The sequence below is a fragment of the Pseudomonas sp. 1 genome (genome assembly GCF_056626735.1).
Genome location: NZ_JBWXMQ010000002.1, coordinates 153,796 through 173,372, shown reverse-complemented (window position 1 = coordinate 173,372; position 19,577 = coordinate 153,796). Strand labels below are relative to the sequence as shown.

The following is a 19,577-nucleotide window of genomic DNA, read 5'->3' as shown; positions in this document are numbered from 1 at the left end:
GCGGACGCAGAGCGTCCATTGAGGCATTCCCACGCGGAGCGTGGGAACGATCACTCGCGAATTGCACCCACAAAAAAAACCGCATCGCTGCGGTTTTTTTGTGTCTGCGATTCGCCGTTAGACGAAAAGCGACAACAACAGGATAAAGCCCAGGCCAACCACCGACAGGATGGTTTCCATCGCCGTCCAGGTTTTGAAGGTCTCGGCCACAGTCATGTTGAAGTACTGCTTCACCAGCCAGAAACCGGCGTCGTTGACGTGGGACAGAATCAGCGAGCCGGCACCGGTGGCCAGCACCAGCAACTCACGATTCACGCCCGGAATCATCCCGACCACCGGCACCACAATGCCCGCGCCAGTGATGGTCGCCACGGTGGCCGAACCGGTCGCGATGCGGATCACCGCCGCCACCAGCCACGCCAGCAGGATCGGCGAGATTTGCGCGCTGACCGCCATGTGGCCGATCACGTCGCCCACGCCGCTGGTCACCAGCATCTGCTTGAAACCGCCGCCGGCACCGATGATCAGGATGATCGCGGCAGTCGGCGCCAGGCTCGCGTCGAGCCATTTGAGCATCTGCTGAGAACCGATGCCCTGCTTGTAGCCGAAGGTGTACAGCGACAGCAGCAACGCCAGCAGCAGTGCCGAGATCGGGTGACCGATCATGTCCATCCAGGTGCGGAAGAAATGACCCTCCGGCATCACCACATCAGCGAAGGTTTTCAGCAGCATCAGGAACACCGGCAACAGCACGGTGACCAGCGTGATGCCGAAACTTGGCAGATCCTGCGAGTCCGACTCACGGGCCAGTTGATCGACCAGTTCCTGATTCGGTGTACCGGGAATGTGCTTGGCGATGAACGTACCGAAGATCGGGCCAGCGATGATGGCGGTCGGCAGCGCGACGATCAGACCGTACAGAATGGTCTTGCCGATGTCGGCACCGAACACGCCGATGGCCAGCAGCGGGCCCGGGTGCGGTGGCACCAGACCATGCACGGCGGACAGGCCGGCGAGCAGCGGAATACCGATCTTGATGATCGACACACCGGTGCGGCGAGCCACGATGAACACCAGCGGAATCAGCAGCACGAAGCCGATTTCGAAGAACAGCGGAATGCCCACCAGGAACGCGGCGAACATCATCGCCCACTGAACCTTGTCCTTGCCGAACGCGCGGATCAGGGTCTGGGCGATCTGATCGGCACCGCCGGATTCGGCCATCATCTTGCCGAGCATGGTACCCAGCGCGAGGATGATGCCGACGAAACCGAGCACGCCACCGAAGCCGTCCTGGAACGCCTTGATGATGGTGCCGATCGGCATGCCGGACGTCAGGCCGAGGAACGCGGCGGCGATGGTCAGGGCAATGAAGGGGTGAATCTTGAACTTGGTGATCAGGACGATAAGCCCGATCACCGTGACCACTGCATCAAGCAGCAGGTAGGCGTCATGGGACATGCCAAACATTGGGGGTGTCTCCTGGTTTGTTGTTGTTATTAAAGCGGGTTAATCAGAAGCCGTAATGACAGCGCTATCTTCGCAATCACACTCATACCGCCTGTTTCAGGCCATGGGCCTGCCACCAGACGTGGGCTTGCGACGCCAGTTCTTCGACGCTGTGGATCGAAGCATTCAGGGCCAGGGTCAACGGCTCGCCTACCGGCGATTCGAGGGTGGCGAACTGGCTTTCGATCAAGGTGGCCGGCATGAAGTGGCCCGGGCGATGGGAAACGCGGTCGGCGGCGACTTCAGGCGTCAATTCAAGGAATACGAAGCCCAGGCCCGGCAAGGCGCTGCGCAGGCGTTCGCGGTAAATGTGCTTGAGGGCCGAGCAGGTCAGCACCGGGCGTTCGCCCAGGGCGTCGACGCGACGCAGTTCGTCGCACAGGCTGTCGAGCCAGCCGGCACGGTCTTCGTCGTTCAGGGGGATCCCCGCGCTCATCTTTTCGATGTTCGCGGCCGGATGGAAAGTATCGCCTTCAATGGCAGTGGCGCCGCTCAATTGGCACAGGGCCTGGCTGACGCACGTCTTGCCGCAACCGGCAACGCCCATGATGACCAGGGCGGTGATGGGATGATTCATGTAACACCTCAGCGCGCAGACAGCGCTACCTTTGCTAGCTATGACTCTAGTGCACAGGCAGAAGTTGCCGACGCCTTCTTGTCGTTTTTTTGGGTTGCAGCAGGTTTTGTCGGTACGCCAAAAAGCGAGGATCAGGCAGGACCTCGCTTACGCATTTGCAGCTGCATAAGGACAGCGCTACCTTAGTGCCTTGATTTTTGTTTGGCAAGCCGCCCGATGACCACCCCTAAAAACGATAAAAACACCCGCACCACCGGCCGTCCCACCCTCAACGAAGTCGCCCGTCTGGCCGGCGTCAGCCCGATTACCGCCTCGCGCGCCCTGCGCGGGGTCAGCACGGTTGCCACCGAACTGGTGGAAAAAGTCCAGAAAGCCGCGCTGGAACTCAACTACGTGGTCAACCCCGCCGCCCGCGCCCTGGCCTCGGCCCAGAGCCATTCGGTGGTGGTGCTGGTGCCTTCGCTATCCAACCTGTTGTTCATCGACACCCTCGAAGCCATTCATCGGGTGCTGACGCCCAAGGGCTTCGAAGTGCTGATCGGCAACTTCCACTACTCGCGCGATGAAGAAGAAAACCTGCTGCGCAACTACATGGCCTATCAGCCACGCGGCCTCCTGTTGACCGGTTTCGACCGCACCGAAAGTTCGCGGCGGATGATCGAGGCCAGCAACATTCCCTGCGTGTACATGATGGAGCTGGACAGCGCCGCCGGGGTGAATTGCGTCGGTTTCTCACAGCTCAGCGCCGGCGAAACGGCTGCCGAACATTTGTTGTCCCGTGGCCGCAAGCGTCTGGCGTACATCGGCGCGCAGCTCGATCAGCGCACATTGCTGCGTGGCGAAGGCTTTCGCAAAGCACTGCAAAAGGCTGGTCGTTACGACCCGGATCTGGAAGTGCTGACCCCGCGTTCATCGTCCGTGGGGCTGGGCGGCGAGTTGTTCCTGCAATTGCTGGCGGCGCATCCGGATGTCGATGCGATCTTCTTCGGCAACGACGACCTGGCTCAGGGCGCCCTGCTCGAGGCCCTGCGCAACGGAATCAGGATTCCCGAACAAGTGGCGATCCTCGGCTTCAACGATTTGCCGATGTCGGAGCACATGGTGCCGCGCCTGAGCAGCATCAACACCCCGCGTGAAGCCATCGGCCGGCGTGCGGCGGAACAGATGCTGACGCTGATGGCCGGCAACAGCGTGGCGCGGCCGGTCGAGGACATGGGCTTCGAATTGAAAATCCGCGAGAGCACCTGACCCCCGCACGGCAATAACCTGTTTGATCGTTCCCACGCTCTGCGTGGGAATGCCTCAACGGACGCTCCGCGTTCGGCTCTGGAAGGGACGCGGAGCGTCCTGGGCTGCATTCCCACGCGGAGCGTGGGAACGATCAAGAGCGTGGGAACGATCACCTCACTTCCCAAGCAAATCCACTAGCGCCAGCGCGCCCTTCTGCAACGGCTGGCTCTTGAGCCACACCGCATGCACCGGCAGCACCAGGCCGTTTTCGATGTTGCGGAAATTCAGCCGTTTCAATCGCCCGCTATCGAGCCACGGCTGCACCACCGACAACGGGAAATTGCCCCAGCCCAACCCCGCCTCGACCATCTCCAGCGCCGTCTCCAGGCTATCGGTGCGCCAGTGGGATTCAGCCACCAGCGGCCGTGTTTCGCTGATCGGCAAATCACGACTGCCGACCACGATCTGCCGCACATGCACCAGATCCTCGAGAAACAGATCCTGCCCCTGCAACAGCGGACTGTCCGCCGCCAGCGTCGCAATCATTCGCTCGCTGCCGACAAACTGAAAGCGCTCCAGCACGTTCACACTCAACCCGGCGAACGCCAGGCAAACGCTGACCCGGCCACTGTGAAGCATCGCCAGCACATCGTCCTGCGGCGCAGTCAGCACTTCGATGTCGAGCAGTGGATGACGCTCGCTGATCTCCCTGATGGCCGCCAACAACCGTCGACGATCAATATCCGCCGCCACGCCGATCGACAATTTGCTCTCCAGACCCAGCGACAACTGCACCGCATGCACCTGCAATTGCTTGAGCTGATCGGCGATCAATCGCGCGTGAGGCACCAGCGAAAGCGCCATGGCCGTGGGTTGCGGTTCGCGGTGACGGCGGTCGAACAACGCATAGCCGAGTTCGGCCTCCAGATTGCCGATAGCCATGCTCACCGCCGACGGGACTTTACCCAATGCTCTGGCAGCGGCGGAAAACGAGCCGCGCTCGATCACGGCGAGAAACAGTTCGATGCTTTCGCTGTTGAAATTCACTTCACACACCTATCAATAAAACTGAAAGCTACTTACTTTTTCTGTCACCTCAATTGAAGCTATCTTTCGTCGCCTTCGCCAGTCCCACTGGCAACAAGTCGAAAGAAAGAGGCAATTTCCCATGCAAGGCGTCAAACGCAAACTGGTCTATGTGTCGCTCTATGAAGTGATCGGCATGACCTTCTCGGCCCTCGGTCTGGCGCTGCTGTCCGGCACTTCGCCCGGCAGCACCGGCCCGCTGGCGGTGATCATTACCACCATCGCCGTGACCTGGAACTTCATCTACACCTCGCTGTTCGAGCGTTGGGAAAGCCGTCAGGTGTCACGCACCCGCACGGTGAAACGGCGCATTGCCCACGCCGTCGGCTTCCAGCTGACGCTGATCGTGTTCCTGATTCCGCTAATCGCGTGGTGGATGAACATCAGCCTTGTGCAGGCCTTTTTGCTGGATCTGGCGCTGATCGTGTTCATCCCTTGCTACACCTTCGCCTTCAACTGGCTGTTCGATAAAGTGTTCGGCCTTCCGGCCTCGGCATTGCCGGATCCGCAGCCCGCGACATAAATCGTTAATTGGTAAGCAGATATTGCAAGAAATCGGCGGTTTTTCCGCGCCAACCGCCGATATAAACAATCCTTGATTTCCGATAGCAGGCTAAGCTTTTCCATCAATAAAAAATGGATCAGCCCATGACTGCACACGCCCCCGCCGCACAACGCGACGGCATCGACCCGATACGCGCCGCACAGATTTCCGCCCGCATCGACCGCCTGCCGGCCGTCGCCACGATCTGGCGGCTGGTGGCGCTGCTGTCGATCGGTGGTTTCTTCGAACTCTACGACCTGTTCCAGACCGCCTACATCAGCCCCGGGCTGATCCGCGACGGCATCTTTGCCACCGGCAATCAGGGCGTGTTCGGTTTCTCCGATCAGGCCGCGTTCGCCTCGGCGACGTTCCTCGGCCTGTTTCTCGGCGCCAGTCTGCTCAGCCCCATGGCGGATCGGTTCGGGCGGCGGGCGATCTTCACGTTCGCGCTGGTCTGGTACACCGTCGCCACGGTGCTGATGGGCGTGCAGAGTTCGGCGCTGGGGATCATCTGCATGCGTTTTCTGGTGGGCATCGGCCTCGGCATCGAGCTGGTAACCATCGACGCCTACCTCTCGGAACTGGTGCCCAAACGCATGCGCAGTTCGGCATTTGCCTTCGCGTTTTTCGTGCAGTTCCTGTCGGTGCCGGCGGTGGCGCTGATGTCCTGGTGGCTGGTGCCGCAGGCGCCGTTCGGGGTGTCCGGCTGGCGTTGGGTGGTGCTGGCAAGTGCGGTGTTTGCGTTGTTCATCTGGTGGCTGCGCAAGCGTCTGCCGGAGTCGCCGCGCTGGCTGGCCCAGCATGGCCGCTTCGATGAAGCGAACCGGATTCTCGATGGCATCGAGGCACGCTGCGAGAAAGATCACCGTCAACCACTGGACGCACCGCAAGCCGTGCCCGTGGACGTCGAAGGCAAGGGCCGCTTCGCTGATATCTGGCAACCACCGTACCGGCGCCGCGCGCTGATGCTGATCGCCTTCCACATCTTCCAGGCCATCGGTTTCTTCGGCTTCGGCAACTGGCTGCCAGCGTTGCTTTCCGGTCAGGGTGTCAGCGTCACCCACAGTCTGATGTACGCGTTCATCATCACCCTCGCCTACCCGCTCGGGCCGTTGCTGTTCGTGAAATTCGCCAACCGCTTCGAGAACAAATGGCAGATCGTCGGCTCGGCGCTGGGCGCCATGACCTTCGGCACCTTGTTCGCCCTGCAGACCAGCGCCTTCGGCCTGATCTTCTGCGGGGTGATGATCACCTTCTGCAACGCCTGGCTCAGCTTCAGTTATCACTCCTATCAGAGCGAACTGTTCCCCACCAACATTCGCGCCCGGGCGGTGGGCTTCTGCTATTCATTCAGTCGTTTGTCGACGGTGTTCAGCAGCCTGTTGATCGGTCTGTTCCTCGACCACTTCGGCACACCGGGCGTGTTGGCGTTCATCGTTGTCAGCATGCTGATCGTGATGCTGACCATCGGCTATTTCGGCCCGCGCACCCGCAACCTGGCGCTGGAAAACATCGCCCATCGCTGACGGACAACGGTCATCCTCTGCCGCCCACCGGCAAGGGATGACCGCTTCATCGGGCCACGCCAGAACCCAAATCGCTGAAATAAAAGGACTTTCTCGAAAGGCACGGTATTTGCTGGCGTAGGACTGACAGTCATTACCTACAGGTCTATCCATCATGTTGGTCAGTGCAAAACAACAGCAAATCATCCATCTGCCCAAGCACCTGAATGATGATGCAACCACCACCGCCGCTGCCGGCCTGCAAGGCGGGTTGCATGGCGCAATGCTGCAAACCCTGCAAGCCCAGACACAGGCGCAAACCGCCGAAGCCACCGCCAAGGTGCAAGAGTCGGCCACCCAGCTCGCCACCCAGCAAGTCAGCGAAGCCACGCGCATCAGCGACAACGTCGACGAGGCATTCGCCAAGACCCGCGTCGCCCTGCAAACCTCCGATAACTCGCCGACCAAATCCTCAGGTTCATCGGCGCTGGACGAGTTCAAGGACTACATGAGCAAGACGCCGGAACAGCGTTTGCGCGACAGTATCCTCCAGGAAATGGGCCTGACCGAAGACGACATCAAAGCCATGCCGCCGGAGAAACAACTGGCCATCGGCAAAGAGATCGCCGAGCGCCTGCAGGACAAGATGAAGCTGGCCGAAGCCGAGAAGCAGAACAAGCAAGACGCCAATTCGGCGAAGATCAGCGACGAGTCGGCTGACAAGTTCCTCGCCGCACTCTGACTGCTGCCGGTTGAATCGGATTAAGCACTGACACCTGTGGGAGCGGGCTTGCCCGCTCCCACAGGTTTTTCGGATGTTGCGATCAGTCAGTTCAGCTGCAACGTCTCGTTGAACTGGCTGATCGCATCCACCACATGCCGCGAGCCCTGCTGAATCTCACGGATCGCGTCGCCCGCCTCGTTCGCCAGTTCCACCCCGAGCCCGGTGCGGCTCAGGCTCGACTGCATGCTCGACACCGCACTCAGTGACAACTCATGGTTCTTGCGCACCACATCGACGATCTCCAGGGTCGCCTGGCTGGTCCGCGCCGCGAGGCTGCGCACTTCGTCCGCCACCACCGCAAAACCGCGTCCGTGCTCACCCGCCCGCGCCGCTTCGATGGCCGCGTTGAGCGCCAGCAGGTTGGTCTGGTCGGCGATCCCGCGAATGGTCTGGACGATGGTGCCGATGATGTCCGACTGTTTGCTGACCGCATCGATGCTCAGCGCCGCTTCATTGAGATCGCGGGAAATGTCCTGAATGATCTGCACCGTTTGCTGCACGACCTGTGAGCCTTTTTGCGCGCAGGCGTCGTTTTGTACCGAGGTGCTGTGGGCCGATTCCGCAGCAGTCTGCAAGGTGGTCATCTGGTGGGTGATGTCGCTGGCGAACTTCACCACTTTGTACAACCGGCCCTTGGCGTCGAACAGCGGGTTGTACGAGGCTTCAAGGTAGACGGTCTGCCCGGACTTGTTCTTGCGCTCGAAACGGTGCGAGTGATATTCGCCGCGATTGAGCGAAGCCCAGAACGCTTTGTACTGCGCGGATTCGGCTTCGGCCCGGTGACAGAACAGACTGTGATGGTGGCCGACGATTTCGTTGAGCGAGTACTGCATGGTCTTGAGGAAGTTGTCGTTGGCCGAGATCACATTGCCTTCCGGGGTGAACTCGATCACCGCCATCGAACGGCCGATCGCGGCCAGCATGCTTTCCTCTTCCTTTTCCTTGTTCACGCGCGTCGTAATGTCCGACGCCACTTTGATCACACTGCGGACTTGTTTGTCCGGGCCATACACCGGCATGTAACTGGCTTCGAGCCAGATCTCCCGGCCACTCTTGTTCAAGCGCAGGAAAGTACCGCTGATGGGTTCGCCCCGGGCCAGGTCACGCCACAACTTGGCGTATTCCTCGCTGCGATAGAACTCTTCTTCACAAAAGATCCGGTGATGTTTGCCACGCACTTCTTCGGCACTGTAGCCCATGGTCTTGCAGAAGTTCTCATTGGCATCCAGCACGATGCCTTCGGGAGTGAATTCGATCATTGCCATCGAACGGCTGATCGCCGCCAACTTGGCGTTGGCTTCGGTCAGGGCACAACTGAAGCGTTCGATTTCCTGCAGGTCAGCCTTGTGATGTAGGTTGAACATGTCTCGATCACCTTGAGCGCAGTCTTTTGATTTGATGAAAGTTCAGGTCTTTCAGAATCCACCACTACGTTCCACGGAACAGGCACACGCATTCCTCCACAGGAGGAAGTTGTCAGGTGATAAACGATGATCAATCGGAGGGTCCATGCGGCGACGCTCTAATCAAGACATCCTTCTCTTGATAGCCCGGTGACGGGCCATTCCTAACATGCAGAAGAACTTCCCTTTAAAAACAGCTCCTTGTCGGTCAAATGTCGGTGCCTTGGATTGCGCACTCTGGCAGCTTTGAGATCGGTAACTGCTAGCGGTCGAACCACACTGAAGGCGTTCGGCATAGTTAGTTATGAATGAGCATAGACAGCGCAATGCTTTGCGCAAGGCCACTAGTCGGCCAGCATTGAGTGAATTCGGACAGGAAGCGGACGAGAAACGGTTCAGCGAATGTGTTTTGTTTGATCTACCACTTTCGCGGGCAGGCCCGTTCCCACAGGTTTTACGCGCTGTTCAAGTCAGCGTAATACCTGTGTGGGCTTGCCCGGGATGGCGACGGTGCAGCGCTACAGAAATTTCAGAAAAGAATTACAGACTCCCGCTCACCTTGCTCGCCACATCACCCGGCACCCAAGGCGTCCACACTTGCGGTTGATCGCGCAGAAACGCTTCGGCCACCTGGCGTGGTTGCTGGCGCTTTTCGCTCATCCCGGCCAGGGTCTGGTTCAGCAGATCAATCGGCAAATCGACTTTCTCAAAGAACGTCACCAGTTCCGGGTACTGCGTCTTGAACGGCGCCGACACGCCAATCGCCAGACTCGCCGGCATCGAGCGGGTACCTTTCGGGTTTGGGTTGCTGGCATCGGCCAGGGTTTTCCAGGCTTCGGCGTCGAACGGCGGTTCTTCCAGCTTCACCAGTTTGAAACGGCCGAGCAACGGCGTCGGCGACCAGTAATAGAACAGCACCGGCTTGCCGCGCTTGATCGACGACGCCACCTCGGCATCCAGCGCCGCGCCGGAACCGGTACGGAAGTTGACGAAGCTGTCGTTCAGCGCATACGCCTTGAGCTTCTGGCTGTTGACGATCTCCGAAGTCCAGCCGGTCGGGCTGTTGAGGAAACGCCCGCGGCTCGGGTCTTCCGGATCCTTGAACACATCCTTGTAGCGCGGCAGGTCGGCCACCGATTTCAGCTCCGGCGCCAGCGGTTTGATCCCGCGCTCGGGGTCGCCCTTGATCACGTATTCCGGCACCCACCAGCCTTCGGTGGCGCCCTTCACGGTGTCGCCAAGACCGAACACCTTACCTTCGGCAGCGGCCTTGACCCACGCCGGACTGCGCCCTGCCCACTCTTCACCGATCACTTGAATATCGTTTTTCGCCAGCGCCGCTTCCAGGCTGACGGTGCTGCCCGGCAGTGTGTCGGTCGGGTAGCCGTAGCCTTTCTCGACGATCAGGCGCAGCACTTCGGTGATGAAACTGCCGCTTTCCCAGGTGATGTCACCGAAGTGGATCGGCGCTCTCGTTTCCGCGGCGCCAACATGCCCGGTCGTCAGGGTCAGGGCCAGCAGCGAACTGCCGAGCAGGGTTTTGATCGATCTCATGCGGACCTCTTGTTCTGGGAGGAAATCAGGGTTTGATTGGCGCTGTGGCGGTTGCACAGCGCCTGGGAACGGGTCATGTACAGGCTCACCGAACGCTGGGAGATGCCCAGTTCGGCGGCGATTTGCGGGTAGGTCAGGCCGTCGATGCGCGCCAGCAGAAAGGTCGAACGGACTTTGCCCGGCAGGCGCTGGAGCGTCCGGTCCAGATGTTTGAGGCTCTGTGACAGGTCGGCCAGTTCCTCTGGGGACGGCCCGTGATCAAGGTCACTCTGTCGCAGTTGCTGGAGATGCCGACGCTCCAGATCGCCGCGCCGCCAGCGTTCGTACAGCAGGCGTCGGGCGATGGTGGTGAGCAAGGCGCGGGGTTCGCGGATGGCGGTCAGGTCCGGAGCTTCGAGCAGTTGCGCGAATGTTTCGGCGGCGATGTCTTCGGCCGTGGCCGCATCATTCAATTGCCGACGCAGACGCGTGCACAACCACGGGTAATGGTCGCGAAACAACGTGTTCACATGATTGCGATGGGATGAGTCGGCGCCGGACATGGGGGCTCCTTGGTCAAGGGTCGCTGAATGTCCGGTCGTCCGGTGGCGCGATCCTAGCAAGGTGCTTTATGCGTTAAAAATACTTAAAAAGAATTCTTATATTCCATTAGTGAATTAATCGAGGGCCCTAACGCAAGCGGCCATAACCCAGTTCTTCGGCCTCGCGCTGGTAATCCAGCAGGATGAGGTAATCGTTTTCGCTGGCAGGCAGGACTTCGGACAAGCCGAGGATGCGGGCCACCTCGGGCAGGTCTTGAAGGCTGCGGTTCATGGCTCGGCGCAAGCGTTCGATCTGCTGGTCCGACGTGCTGGCGGCGGTGATAAAGGGCAAGGTCGGGCTGAACGCACTGCGCGCCAACACCCGCAATCCAATGACCTCTTCAACGGCGTACTGCGCCAGGTACGCGAAGGTCACGCTGTCGATGGCCGCCAGATCGGCATGGTCCTCGCGCAACCAGCGCAGGCTTTCGCGATGGCCGCCACTGATGCCCACCGAAGCAAAAAACTGCCCGTCCCGCTGCAATGGCGCCAGACGCTGACGCAACAGGTTCATGCCGCTGTTGGAGTCTTCGCTGTTGATCACTCCGCGACTGTCGAAGAACTCCGCCAGATGTCGGCGCGGATCATCGGCGCGGGCAAGGATCAGGCTGCAATGATTGCCGGCCGTGGCGTCCGGCAATTCGTAGCGCGGACGGCCGACAATCCTCACCTGCCTGCGCAGTGCGGTCATCAGCGGGTAGCCGCAGGTCTGGGTCAGCAGCAGTTGCGGCGACAGCCAGAGCTCCGGCAGCGACAAACCTTCGGCACTGAGCCGCGAATAGCCCAAGTGCTCGAGAATCCGCGCCAGCCACTGTTCATTGGCCGCGCGGATCGGCGCGGGGGCGATGTACATCAACAGTTCTGCGTAACCTGACGTCATGCTGGCCTCAAATAAACGGATGCTGCGGGCTGTCGATCGGCTTGATGCCGTGCTGGCGCCACAGTTGCCCGTAACCTTGCACCAGAAATCCACCGCTGCGCGCCACCCATTGCTCCCGACGCATGCGGTAGGCCTCGGGCAAGTCGTACCACGAAAGCTTCGGCAAATCGTGGTGCACGAGGTGGAAATTCAGGTTCAGGAACAGCCAGCGCCAAGGCCACCCGGCTTCGTTGAGCACCGTGCGCTGTTCCGGTTGTGTGTGCGGCCGGTGTTCATAGTAAGAGCGAACCATCGCAATCGACAGCGCCGGCACGCTGATCAAAAACAGGTAATGCCAGACCGGCAACACGCTGTAGCGGGCGATGAAAAACAGCATCAGCACGGCCAGGGCGCCGTGGGTCAGCCACATCAGCCAGGCCTGGCGCTCGCGGCTTTTCAGTCGTTGCAGTTCTTCACCGGCTAGCGCCAGCAACGCCAGCGGCGCGCCAAGAATGAATCGGCCCAATACGGTTTTGTTCAGCCAGTGCAGGCTGCGTTCGAACAGCGAACTGCCCTGCCAGCGCTCGGCGCTCAGGTAGCGGCTTTCGGGGTCGAGGCCAGGAATCGTCAGGTCTTCATCGCGATGGTGCTGCAAATGGCTGTCGCGATAGAGCGTATAGGGATACCACACCGCAAACGGCGCATAGCCGAGGACTTTGTTGACGAAGCTCCAGCGCGTCGGATGACCGTGAAGCAACTCGTGCTGCACGGACAGCCACAGCACCAGCAATGGAATCAGCAGCAGCGTGCTCCACCAGACGCCAAGCCAATTGCTGCCCAGCATCAGGGCGAACCAGCCGGCATACACGCCAATCAGCAGCAACCAGGTCGGCCAGTCGGTACGGGCCGTGAAGCGTTGACGCAGGGTTTCGATCTGTTGGCGATGGGCATCGTCGAAATAGTGGGGCATGGCGTGGCTCGGAACGAAGGTCTGTTCGTTCTGTGCAACACCAACGGGAAATCTTGCAGATTATTTTTGCGAGCCGGGATCCTTATAATCCCGTCTCTTTTTGCACCGGCAGTCCGAGTGATGACCGATACCCGATATAGCCAGCTCGATGAATTGTCCTGGCCCTTGATGAACAAGTTCTACCGCCAGCATCAATCGTCGATGAAAGCGGTGCGCGAGGCGCAATTGTGGGTGGCGCGGCGTGAGGAAATCGTGGCTGCGCTGTGCCTGCGGCCGGTGTTCGGCGGGCATTGGCTGACCGGGTTGTTCGTTGATCCGGCCTGCCGCGAACAGGGCATAGCTGCGCAGCTGATCGCGGCGGCGGTGAACGATGTGGAGGCCCCGGTGTGGCTGTTCTGCCACCCGGACCTGCGTGGTTTCTATGAGCGGCGCGGCTTCACCTTCGACCCCGCCCTGCCCCAGGCCATGGCCGAGCGCCTGAGCCGTTATGCGCGGAGCAAGCCGATGATTGCCATGGAGCTGGCCCCGCGCACTGGCTGATCAGTCGTCAGCGTTGGGATCGAGATCCGGGAACATCACTTCGGTAAAACCGAACTTGCTGAAATCGGTGATGCGCGACGGGTACAACCGCCCGATCAGGTGATCGCATTCGTGCTGCACCACCCGCGCGTGGAAACCCGAAGCCACACGCACAATCGGCTCGCCCTTGGGATCGACGCCTTCGTAACGGATCTGCTGGTAACGATCCACCGCGCCACGCAGACCAGGTACCGACAGGCAGCCTTCAAACCCCTCTTCCATGAGCGGACTGAGTGGCGTGATCAGCGGATTGATCAGGATCGTCTGCGGCACGGCTTCGGCATCCGGGTACCGTTCGCTGTGCTCGAAGCCGAAGATCACCAGTTGCAGATCGACGCCGATCTGCGGCGCGGCCAAGCCGACACCGCCGACGCTTTCCATGGTCTGGAACATGTCGTCGATCAGTTGCCACAGCTCCGGGCTGTCTAGCATCTCGGCGGGCACTGGCGGGGCGATACGCAGCAGGCGTTCGTCGCCCATCTTCAGAATTTCACGAATCATGATCAGGCTTCGTCGGTGTTCGGCTTGAGCGAGTGATCGCGCCCGAGGCCGGAAACGTGTTGTTTGGGATGTTCATCGAGTTCGCCGGGGACTTTCTCGCCCGGATCCTTGCCCTCGTTGGACATGTGTTCGATCACCGCATTCATCTCCGCACCGAGCAGCAACACGGCGGACGAAATGTAGAAATACAGCAACAGCACGATGATCGCACCGATGCTGCCATACATGGCGTTGTAGTTGGCGAACGTCTTGACGTAGAACGCGAATCCCAACGACGCGATGATCCACACCACCACCGCCAGAACCGAGCCCGGCGTGATGAAGCGAAACTCCTGTTTGACGTCGGGCATCACGTAATAGATCAGCGCCACGGCCACCATCATCAGGATCACGATCACCGGCCAGCGGGCGATGGTCCACACCGTGACGATGAAATCTTCCAGCCCGACCTGCGCGGCGATCCAGCCCATCACCTGCGGGCCGAGCACCATCAGCGCGGCGGCCACCAGCAGCATGCCGGCGATGCCGACGGTGTAGACAATCGACAATGGAAAGCGCTTCCAGATCGGCCGACCCTCGACCACGTCGTAGGCCGCGTTCATCGCGCTCATCATCAGGCGCACGCCGGCGGACGCAGTGTACAGGGCGATGACGATACCGACCGACAGCAGGCCGCCCTTGGATTGCTGCAGTTGATCGATCACCGGGTTGACCTGCTCCAGCGCCTGAGGCGGCAGGACCAGTTCCGATTGCAGACGCAGCCAGGAGAAGAAGTCCGGCAGGTGCAGGAAACCGATCAGGGCAATCAGGAACAGAATGAACGGGAACAGCGAGAACAGCATCTGGTAGGCCAGTGCCGAGGCATAGGTCGACATCTCGTCGTCCATGAACTCGGTGACGGTGCGCACGATGACCCGGTGCAGGGGCAGGCCTTTCATGTCGGGGAAAATCATTCGCGTCTCCTTTCGCCGCAAAACAGGTTGAAGTCGTGGCGACTCAGGGGCCGTTTTTCTCTCATCAAAGTAGCTCACTTGGCGACTTTGAAACACTGTGATCCATGACCGCATGTGAACGGGATACAAAAACGGCCATCCTTGGATGGCCGCTTCGTTGTTTCGTTCAAGGCTCGATCAAGCCTTGTCGACGCCTTTCTTGACCGCGTCCTTGGCTTTGCCCACCGCTTGCTGGGCCTCGCCTTTCTTCTCTTGCAGTTTGCCTTCGGCTTGCAGCTTGGTGTTGTCGGTGGCTTTGCCGACACCTTGCTTGACGTTGCCGACCGCTTCGTTGGCCATGCCTTTCACTTTATCGCTCGTGCTGCCCATGGTGATTCTCCTTGGAACATTAACGGGGAAAGTCAGTACGTAATGATTGACAGGCCCGGTTTGCGCCAAGTTTCATTTATTTTCACGGCTTCATTTCGTCGCCATGCGCAGGTTGGGCTTTATGTTTGCGAGCGTAGCCCCGAGAATGCCCGGCATAAGGGCGCCAGGCGCCACAGAACCGATCCCGCAGGAATGTTATGAAACTCGATAAAAAGCAGGCCATCGCCCGTCGCAACCAGGAACTGGGCGGTGCCGTGCTCGGCACCAACAACTGCCACTTCGCCGAACTGAACCGCAACCGCAACATCTGGTGGTTCGACTTGCCGGTGTCGCGCCTGGCCATCGGTCAATACGAGTGGATTCACCTGTTGATGCACACCCCGGCCACTGACGAACTGCTGCACCTGAAAGTACCGACCGTGTTCCTGCGTGAAAAGCTCGAAGGCCTGGTCATCCGCAACGAAGGCAAACGCAAGGCAGCCCTGAGCCTGGAACTGAGCGCCGACAAGGACTCGTACCTGCAGGACATGCGCCCGGCAGGCACCAATGTGAACTTCGCGCCGTTCCGCCAATAAACCTTTTATGCTGACCGACGTGATCGTTCCCCTGCTCTGCGTGGGAATGATCATCTACAACAAAAAGCCCCGCATCTGCGGGGCTTTTCGTTTTATGCGGCGTTCTTCGCCTTGATCTTCTTCAGCTCTTCGTCGCGCAGTTCGCGACGCAGGATCTTGCCGACGTTGGTGGTCGGCAGCGCATCGCGGAACTCCACCGAACGCGGCACCTTGTAACCGGTGACGTTGGCGCGCATGTGCTCCATCACCTGTTCCTTGGTCAGGGTGACGCCCGGTTTGGCGACGATGAAGATCTTGATCGCCTCGCCGGATTTCTCGTCCGGAATGCCGATGGCCGCGCACTGCAACACGCCCGGCAGGGCCGCCAGCACGTCTTCCAGCTCGTTCGGGTACACGTTGAAACCCGAGACCAGAATCATGTCTTTCTTGCGATCGACAATGCGCATGTAGCCGTCCGGCTGGATCAGCGCGATGTCACCGGTCTTCAACCAGCCTTCGCTGTCGAGCATTTCATCGGTGGCTTCCTGACGCTGCCAGTAGCCCTTCATCACTTGCGGGCCCTTGACGCACAGCTCGCCGATTTCGCCCAGCGGCTGCTCGACGCCGGCATCGTCGACGACTTTGCACAGGGTCGACGGCACTGGAATGCCGATGGTGCCGATCTGGATGTTCTGGATCGGGTTGACCGTGGCCACCGGGCTGGTTTCGGTCATGCCGTAACCTTCGCAGATCGGGCAACCGGTGACCGCTTTCCAGCGCTCTGCCGCGGCCAGTTGCAGGGCCATGCCGCCGGACAGGGTAACTTTCAGCGCCGAGAAATCAAGCTTGCGGAAGCCTTCGTTGTTGCACAGGGCCACGAACAGCGTGTTGAGGCCGACGAAGCCGCTGAACTTCCACTTCGACAGTTCCTTGACCATCGCCGGCAGGTCGCGCGGGTTGCTGATCAGGATGTTGTGGTTGCCGATCAGCATCATCGCCATGCAATGAAAGGTGAACGCATAGATGTGGTACAGCGGCAACGGGGTGATCAGGATCTCGCAACCTTCATTGAGGTTGGAGCCCATCAGCGCCTTGCACTGCAGCATGTTGGCGACGAGGTTGCGATGGGTGAGCATCGCGCCCTTGGCCACGCCGGTGGTGCCGCCGGTGTATTGCAGCACCGCGACGTCGCCACTGTCAGGGTTGGCTTCGGCGACCGGCTGGCCCTGGCCCTTGCTCAGTACGTCATTGAACTTGACGGCTTTGGGCAGGTGATAGGCCGGCACCATTTTCTTCACGTACTTGATGACGCTGTTGATCAGCAGGCGCTTGATCGGCGGCAGCAGATCCGCGACTTCAGTGACGATGACGTGCTTGACGCCGGTTTTCGGCACCACGGCTTCGGCCAGGTGCGCCATGTTCGCCAGGCACACCAGCGCCTTGGCACCGGAGTCGTTGAATTGGTGTTCCATTTCCCGCGCGGTGTACAGCGGGTTGGTGTTGACCACGATCAGCCCGGCACGGATGGCACCGAAGACGGCGACCGGGTACTGCAACACGTTGGGCAGTTGCACGGCGATTCGATCACCTGGCTGCAAATCGGTATGCTGTTGCAGATAAGCGGCAAACGCACCGGACAATTCGTACAGTTCACCGTAGGTGATGGTCTTGCCCAGGTTGCTGAACGCCGGTTTGTCGGCGAAGCGTTGGCAGGATTGCTTCAACACTGCCTGAATATTCGGGTACTCGTCTGGATTGATGTCGGCAGCAATTCCAGCGGGGTACTTATCCTTCCAAAAGTCTTCGATCATGGAAGCCCACTCCTCAGCAACGCGAATTCAGCACCGCATTTGATGCGATTATTATTGGTGTTTGTTTATTGGTGAGTCTGGCTTTTTACAAGGCCGAGAAGTCACAAAGCGCGCCGAGAGTAGCAGCTTTGCCAAGGGTCGACTAGAGCCAAAAGCGGCCCCTACAGTCATTTTCATGACTCAAGAACTACTGGCAGTCATTTTAGAGCAAAAATCCTATAACCCCTTGAAAGTCCCTGTTTTCGGGGACAACGTCGGGGATAAAAAGCAAAAGATCGCAGCCTGCAGCAGCTTGAGGAAGCCGCCAGAGGCTGCGATCTTTCAGTTTCAACGGTGCGCGTCATCGATCAGGCGATATCGCGCAACTCCCGCCGCAGAATTTTCCCGACAGGCGTCATCGGCAACGACTCACGCAGCACGATGTGTTTCGGCACCTTGTACGCCGTGAAATTCTCTTTGCAGTAGGCCTTCAGCTCTTCCAGGCTCACGCCGGTTTCCCGCGCCACCACGAACAGCTTCACCGCCTCCCCGGAGCGTTCGTCCGGTACGCCGATCACTGCGCAGTTGGCGACTTTCGGGTGAGCCATCACCACGTCTTCGATCTCGTTCGGGTACACGTTGAAACCGGAGACGATGATCATGTCTTTCTTGCGGTCGACGATGCGCACGAACCCGTCCGGATCGATCACCGCGATGTCGCCGGACTTGAACCAGCCCTCCGCGTCCAGCACCTCGGCGGTAGCCTCGGGTTTCTGCCAGTAGCCCTTCATGATCTGCGGACCCTTGATGCAGAGTTCGCCGCGTTCGCCCAACGGCTGTTCGACGCCGTCGTCATTGATGACTTTCAACCGGGTGCCCGGCACTGGCAGGCCGACCGTGCCGATGCGAGACAGCTCGCCGTACGGGTTGGTACAGGCTACCGGCGAGGTTTCGGTCAGGCCGTAGCCTTCGGTGATGCGGCAACCGGTGATCTTCTCCCAACGTTCGGCGGTGGCCTTGACCAGCGCAGTGCCGCCGGAGTTGGTGAGCTTGAGCGTGGAGAAATCCAGGGTCTTGAAGTCCGGATGATCCATCAACGCAACGAACAGTGTGTTGAGCCCCAGCAGCGCCGAGAACTTCCAGTTCTTCAGCTCCTTGATGAAGCCGCCGATGTCACGCGGGTTGGTGATCAGTACGTTGTGGTTGCCCGACACCATCATGCACATGCAATTCGCGGTGAACGCATAGATGTGGTACAGCGGCAGCGGCGCGATCATCACCTCCTGCCCTTCGCGCAACAGCGGCTGGCCGTCGCTGCCGAACTGACCGAGACAGGCGCGCACCTGCTGCATGTTCGCCACCAGATTGCCGTGGGTCAGCATCGCGCCCTTGGCCAGGCCGGTGGTGCCGCCGGTGTATTGCAGCACGGCGATGTCATCCAGACCGACCTTCAGCGGCTTGATGCCCAGGCCCCGGCCCATGCGCAACGCGCTCTTGAAGGAAATCGCCTGGGGCAGCGAATATGCCGGGACCATTTTCTTCACTTTGCTGACCACGGTGTTGACCAGCCAGCCCTTGGCGGTGGGCATCAGGTCGCCCATCTTCGCTTCGATCAGATATTGAATGTCGGTGTCCGGGAGCACTTCCTGGACTTTCTGGCCGAACATGTTCAGGTACACCAGCGCCCGGGCGCCGGAGTCCTTAAACTGATGACGCATCTCGCGCGCGGTGTACAGCGGGTTGGTGTTGACCACGATCAGCCCGGCGCGCAACGCGCCGAACACGGCAATCGGATAATGCAGGACGTTGGGCATCTGCACCGCGATGCGATCCCCCGGTGCCAGATCGGTGTGGGTTTGCAGATAACCGGCGAACGCGGCGCTCTGGCGCTCCAGCTCGGCGTAGGTCAGGGTCACGCCCATGTTGCTGAACGCCGGGCGATCAGCGAATTTCTTGCAGGAACGCTCGAACACCTCGATCACCGACTTGAATTCACCCGCGTCGATGTCCAGGGGTACGCCCGCCGGGCGTTTGTCATTCCAGAAATCAGGTTGCATTGTTCTTGTCCTCTTTACCTGAGCCGATCCGGGGCCGCTTCGCTGTCATTTTTGTCTGTCCCTGAAAAAGCCGAGAGCAAAAAGCGGGGCTTCACGGACACTAGCAGCTATGGTCAATCAGGCAAATATGGGCAAGGTCGTCATTGATCGTGTGAATCTTCCTGCCGTGGCG

General features: G+C 59.9%; 18 protein-coding genes and 2 pseudogenes. 6 read left to right on the top strand and 14 right to left on the bottom strand.

The window, feature by feature from the left end; all coding sequences use genetic code 11:
- Positions 1 to 117: 117 nt before the first annotated feature.
- Together AC1MDC_RS03875 and AC1MDC_RS03870 are read right to left on the bottom strand one after the other, a co-directional pair.
- Entirely contained in the window at positions 118 to 1,470 is a 1,353-nt protein-coding gene (locus AC1MDC_RS03875; protein ID WP_085697118.1) for a GntP family permease, read from the bottom strand.
- 82 nt (positions 1,471 to 1,552) lie between these two features.
- Positions 1,553 to 2,086 carry a gluconokinase gene (locus tag AC1MDC_RS03870; protein WP_085697119.1) on the bottom strand — a complete coding sequence of 178 codons (534 nt, stop codon included), beginning with the start codon at positions 2,084 to 2,086 and terminating at the stop codon, positions 1,553 to 1,555.
- 216 nt (positions 2,087 to 2,302) lie between these two features.
- Here AC1MDC_RS03870 and gntR point away from each other — a divergent pair, with 216 nt between their 5' ends.
- Complete coding sequence (gntR, locus tag AC1MDC_RS03865) at positions 2,303 to 3,334, top strand: HTH-type transcriptional regulator GntR (protein WP_085697120.1); 1,032 nt, start codon at positions 2,303 to 2,305, stop codon at positions 3,332 to 3,334.
- A gap of 156 nt (positions 3,335 to 3,490) precedes the next feature.
- On the opposite strand, the gene AC1MDC_RS03860 is transcribed toward gntR, so the two are convergent.
- On the bottom strand, positions 3,491 to 4,363 hold the full coding sequence (locus tag AC1MDC_RS03860) for a LysR family transcriptional regulator (RefSeq protein ID WP_480392537.1): 873 nt from the start codon (positions 4,361 to 4,363) through the stop codon (positions 3,491 to 3,493).
- Positions 4,364 to 4,484: 121 nt separating this feature from the next.
- Here AC1MDC_RS03860 and AC1MDC_RS03855 point away from each other — a divergent pair, with 121 nt between their 5' ends.
- The 3 genes from AC1MDC_RS03855 to AC1MDC_RS03845 all read left to right on the top strand — a co-directional run bounded on the left by AC1MDC_RS03855 (position 4,485) and on the right by AC1MDC_RS03845 (position 7,193).
- A complete protein-coding gene (locus tag AC1MDC_RS03855) occupies positions 4,485 to 4,925 on the top strand; it encodes a PACE efflux transporter (RefSeq protein WP_064598890.1) in 441 nt (146 codons plus the stop codon).
- Positions 4,926 to 5,050: 125 nt separating this feature from the next.
- On the top strand, positions 5,051 to 6,472 hold the full coding sequence (locus AC1MDC_RS03850) for an MFS transporter (protein ID WP_085697123.1): 1,422 nt from the start codon (positions 5,051 to 5,053) through the stop codon (positions 6,470 to 6,472).
- 154 nt (positions 6,473 to 6,626) lie between these two features.
- Entirely contained in the window at positions 6,627 to 7,193 is a 567-nt protein-coding gene (locus tag AC1MDC_RS03845; protein ID WP_085701623.1) for a hypothetical protein, read from the top strand.
- Between the two features lie 86 nt (positions 7,194 to 7,279).
- On the opposite strand, the pseudogene AC1MDC_RS03840 reads toward AC1MDC_RS03845, so the two are convergent.
- From AC1MDC_RS03840 to AC1MDC_RS03815, 6 genes and pseudogenes are all read right to left on the bottom strand, one after another.
- A pseudogene (locus AC1MDC_RS03840) lies at positions 7,280 to 7,708 on the bottom strand (methyl-accepting chemotaxis protein); the annotation flags it as partial.
- Positions 7,709 to 7,828: 120 nt separating this feature from the next.
- A pseudogene (locus AC1MDC_RS03835) lies at positions 7,829 to 8,599 on the bottom strand (PAS domain-containing protein); the annotation flags it as partial.
- Between the two features lie 579 nt (positions 8,600 to 9,178).
- Entirely contained in the window at positions 9,179 to 10,192 is a 1,014-nt protein-coding gene (locus AC1MDC_RS03830; RefSeq protein WP_085697126.1) for an ABC transporter substrate-binding protein, read from the bottom strand.
- Entirely contained in the window at positions 10,189 to 10,734 is a 546-nt protein-coding gene (locus AC1MDC_RS03825) for a sigma-70 family RNA polymerase sigma factor (RefSeq protein WP_085697127.1), read from the bottom strand. Before AC1MDC_RS03825 ends, AC1MDC_RS03830 begins: the two co-directional genes overlap by 4 nt.
- Positions 10,735 to 10,861: 127 nt before the next feature.
- Positions 10,862 to 11,653, bottom strand: coding sequence for a phosphate/phosphite/phosphonate ABC transporter substrate-binding protein (locus tag AC1MDC_RS03820; RefSeq protein WP_480392536.1), 792 nt, complete (start codon positions 11,651 to 11,653; stop codon positions 10,862 to 10,864).
- Positions 11,654 to 11,660: 7 nt separating this feature from the next.
- A complete protein-coding gene (locus tag AC1MDC_RS03815) occupies positions 11,661 to 12,602 on the bottom strand; it encodes a fatty acid desaturase (RefSeq protein WP_480392535.1) in 942 nt (313 codons plus the stop codon).
- A gap of 120 nt (positions 12,603 to 12,722) precedes the next feature.
- Here AC1MDC_RS03815 and AC1MDC_RS03810 point away from each other — a divergent pair, with 120 nt between their 5' ends.
- Positions 12,723 to 13,142: a GNAT family N-acetyltransferase gene (locus tag AC1MDC_RS03810; RefSeq protein WP_234205871.1), complete on the top strand. Its 420-nt coding sequence runs from the start codon at positions 12,723 to 12,725 to the stop codon at positions 13,140 to 13,142.
- On the opposite strand, the gene def is transcribed toward AC1MDC_RS03810, so the two are convergent.
- From def to AC1MDC_RS03795, 3 genes are all read right to left on the bottom strand, one after another.
- Positions 13,143 to 13,682, bottom strand: coding sequence for a peptide deformylase (gene def, locus AC1MDC_RS03805; protein WP_007951144.1), 540 nt, complete (start codon positions 13,680 to 13,682; stop codon positions 13,143 to 13,145). It lies immediately after the preceding gene.
- Positions 13,683 to 13,684: 2 nt separating this feature from the next.
- Positions 13,685 to 14,635: a YihY/virulence factor BrkB family protein gene (locus AC1MDC_RS03800; RefSeq protein WP_085697131.1), complete on the bottom strand. Its 951-nt coding sequence runs from the start codon at positions 14,633 to 14,635 to the stop codon at positions 13,685 to 13,687.
- 177 nt (positions 14,636 to 14,812) lie between these two features.
- Positions 14,813 to 15,004 carry a CsbD family protein gene (locus AC1MDC_RS03795; protein WP_039766114.1) on the bottom strand — a complete coding sequence of 64 codons (192 nt, stop codon included), beginning with the start codon at positions 15,002 to 15,004 and terminating at the stop codon, positions 14,813 to 14,815.
- A gap of 197 nt (positions 15,005 to 15,201) precedes the next feature.
- On the opposite strand from AC1MDC_RS03795, the gene AC1MDC_RS03790 reads away from it, so the two are divergent.
- A complete protein-coding gene (locus tag AC1MDC_RS03790; protein ID WP_007951149.1) occupies positions 15,202 to 15,579 on the top strand; it encodes a hypothetical protein in 378 nt (125 codons plus the stop codon).
- 92 nt (positions 15,580 to 15,671) lie between these two features.
- Here AC1MDC_RS03790 and fadD1 read toward each other — a convergent pair whose 3' ends face one another.
- Both fadD1 and fadD2 read right to left on the bottom strand, forming a co-directional pair.
- Entirely contained in the window at positions 15,672 to 17,369 is a 1,698-nt protein-coding gene (fadD1, locus tag AC1MDC_RS03785; RefSeq protein ID WP_480392534.1) for a long-chain-fatty-acid--CoA ligase FadD1, read from the bottom strand.
- A gap of 347 nt (positions 17,370 to 17,716) precedes the next feature.
- Positions 17,717 to 19,405: a long-chain-fatty-acid--CoA ligase FadD2 gene (gene fadD2 / locus AC1MDC_RS03780; RefSeq protein ID WP_085697134.1), complete on the bottom strand. Its 1,689-nt coding sequence runs from the start codon at positions 19,403 to 19,405 to the stop codon at positions 17,717 to 17,719.
- Between the last annotated feature and the right edge of the window lie 172 nt (positions 19,406 to 19,577).